This window comes from Sphingopyxis sp. (assembly GCF_036402335.1).
In the GTDB taxonomy this organism is placed as follows: Bacteria; Pseudomonadota; Alphaproteobacteria; order Sphingomonadales; family Sphingomonadaceae; genus Sphingopyxis.
Map to the genome: position 1 here is coordinate 1 of NZ_DASWTD010000496.1, position 2,591 is coordinate 2,591.

Consider the following 2,591-nt stretch of genomic DNA (forward strand, 5'->3'; position numbering starts at 1 on the left):
GAGAATGAAGGACATCGAAAGTCTGAACGGCGGTGCCGCACGGGTTCGCGGGAAGCGATTCCGGGGAATGCTCGGCGGCGCCCTGCTTGCATTGGCGATGCCTGTTTGCGCCGCGGCATCCGATGGCGCGGCGGCACCTGCAGCGCCGCTCGTCGACCATCATATCCATCTCGGGAGCGATGAGCTTGCCCGCCAGATGGACGAAATGAAGAAAGCCGATCCGGATGCCTTCGAGCATCTGTCCGAGGATATTTTCAAGAAGCCGACCCCGGCCGACGCCATCCGCAATCTCGACGCGGCCGGCGTCAAGCGCGCCGTTCTGCTCTCGACCGGCTATTGGTTCATGCTGCCCGGCCAAGCCGCCGATCCGGCCGAGGCGGCTCGCAAGATGCGCGCGGAAAACCGCTTCAACGTCGAGACCGCGCTGGCCTCGAAGGGCCGCATCATCGCCTTCGTCGCGATCAATCCGTTCGCGCCCAACGCGAAGGAAGAATTTCGCTACTGGAAGGGCAGGCCGGGTGTCAGCGGGCTCAAGCTCCATCTCGGCGCGGCGGATTTCTCAGCGAGCTCGCCCGAACAGGTGGCGCAGCTGGCGGAGATTTTTACCCTCGCGCGTAAGGCAAGGCTGCCCATCGTTACCCATCTTCGCGGCGGTGGATCGTTCACGAAGGCCGACGTCAATCTGTTCATCGACAAGGTTCTTTCTAAGGCGGGCGATCTTCCGGTCCAGATCGCGCACGGCGGCGGCTACGCCGGCGCCGACCCGGCGACGATCGACTCGCTCGAGGCCTTTGGCGCGGCGATTGCCCGCAAGGCGCCGGGAACGCGCAATCTCATATTCGACATCTCGGGCGTGGTGATGCCCGAAGAGGCGGCTGCGGCGCTCGGAAGCAGCGATGCGCAACTGGCCCTGTTCACGGCGGATATGCGGCAGATCGGACTCGACCGGTTCGTGATCGGGAGCGACTGGCCGGCGATCGGCCCCATCGCGCCCTATTTCGATCTGATGCGACGGAAACTGGCATTCACCGACGCCGAGTGGGCCACGCTGTGCAACAATGTCGCGCCGTATCTGAGGAGCGGTCGCTGATAGCGAAATTCCGGGTGACTCGGCCGGCGGCCGATCGCTATCGGCGGGCTTCGCTCGCCGGTCCGGTACGGCGACGCGGCGCGGGCCGCGTTCGTGCGAGGGCGTTTTACGTCCCGAACGCGCTTTTGATATTGATCGCGCCGCGCGTAACGAGCAGGGAGATGGCATGAAGGCCGCGCGTTCCGCTACCTCGAAGTCAAAGTCGATCTCGGCCGGGCCGGTCCTGAAGACGCTTCGTCTCGAACGCGGCTGGTCGCTCGCCGAAGTGAGCGACAAGACCGGCATTCCGACCTCCACCCTGTCGAAGATCGAGAATGACAAGACCGAGATGACGATGGACCGCCTGCTGCGGATCAGCGTCGCGCTCGACGTCAACATTGCCGACATTCTGGGATCGCCCCGGACTGAATATGTCTCGGGCGATCGCGGTCGCCGCAGTATCACGCGGATCGGCGAGGGCGGCGTCGTGTCGTCGCAATATGGCGAGATCTGCTATCATGCGCAGGACTTGCTGGAAAAGCGCGTCTCGCCGCTCGTCGCGACAATCTCGGCGCGCTCGATCGAGGAGTTCGGCGAATTGCATCGTCATTTCGGCGAGGAGTTTCTCCTCGTGCTCGATGGCGAACTCGCGTTGCACACCGACACCTATACCCCGGTTCACCTCAAAACCGGTGAATCGATCTATTTCGACAGCGAGATGGGGCATGGCTATGTCGCGGCGGGGGATGGCCCATGCCGGATCATGATGGTCTGCATCCCGCGCAACAACGATGTGATCCGGACGGTTGACGGCCGGTCGGACGTCGAAAATATTCACGAAGTCGAAGCGCTCTCGCCCGTTCGCGCGCTGAAATAGCCGAGGCTACCGCCTTTGCGCCGATCGGGCGCTGCTAACCGCCGTCGTTTCCGGCCTCGTCGATCCGTGCGGCGTGTGAAATCATTTCGGCATCGGCGCCCGAGCAGACCGAAAGGACGCGGCAGGGACCCTCGCCGACGAGCAGATAGGCGTGCGCCATGCTGCTGTCGAAATAAATGGAATCGCCGGCATCGAGCCGAAGCGGCGCAAAGAATTCGCTATGCAGCTCCATGCTGCCTTCGAGCACGTAGAGATATTCCTCGCCGCGATGCCCGAGGAGGCCATTGAGCTCGTCGATGTGCCGCGCGACGACGTCGATGAGGATCGGCGTCATCGTTTTTCCGAGATATTCGTCCGCGAGATAGGCGTGCTGCTGTTTCTCGAAATGGACGCCCGCGACCTCGCCCGCTCGGATGACGCTTCGCCGCCCGGGGCCGGCCGCCGGGACCGGCGGGCCGGTGCCGCTCTCCTTCTGGATGAGAAGCGCGATGTCGACCTGCAGCCCCGCACCCAGCCGCACGAGCTTCTCGTACGTCATTCGCATCTTGCCATTCTCGAGTTTCGACAGCGTCGACTGCGGAATGCCGGTCTTCTCGGCCAATTGCCCCATCGTCAGGGACCGCTCGAGACGAAGGGCGCGTAGCT

3 protein-coding genes are annotated in these 2,591 nt (G+C 63.6%); 2 read left to right on the plus strand and 1 reads right to left on the minus strand.

The genetic code is table 11. The annotated features are described in order from the left end of the window. Both VGD20_RS16190 and VGD20_RS16195 read left to right on the plus strand, forming a co-directional pair. The coding region (locus VGD20_RS16190) for an amidohydrolase family protein (RefSeq protein ID WP_331135430.1) at window positions 1–1,090 on the plus strand (1,090 nt) is incomplete at its 5' end. Between the two features lie 166 nt (window positions 1,091–1,256). Beyond that, window positions 1,257–1,946, plus strand: a complete 690-nt coding sequence (locus tag VGD20_RS16195) for an XRE family transcriptional regulator (RefSeq protein WP_331135431.1) — start codon at window positions 1,257–1,259, stop codon at window positions 1,944–1,946. Window positions 1,947–1,980: 34 nt separating this feature from the next. Here the strand turns inward: VGD20_RS16195 and VGD20_RS16200 are convergent. Next, window positions 1,981–2,591, minus strand: a 611-nt coding sequence (locus VGD20_RS16200; protein ID WP_331135432.1) for an XRE family transcriptional regulator, incomplete at its 5' end; no start/stop codon positions are given.

Bases quoted from the DNA above. Each gene is read 5' to 3' on its own strand.
- VGD20_RS16195 (WP_331135431.1), top strand. From the start codon at position 1,257: ATGAAGGCCGCGCGTTCCGCTACCTCGAAGTCAAAGTCGATCTCGGCC.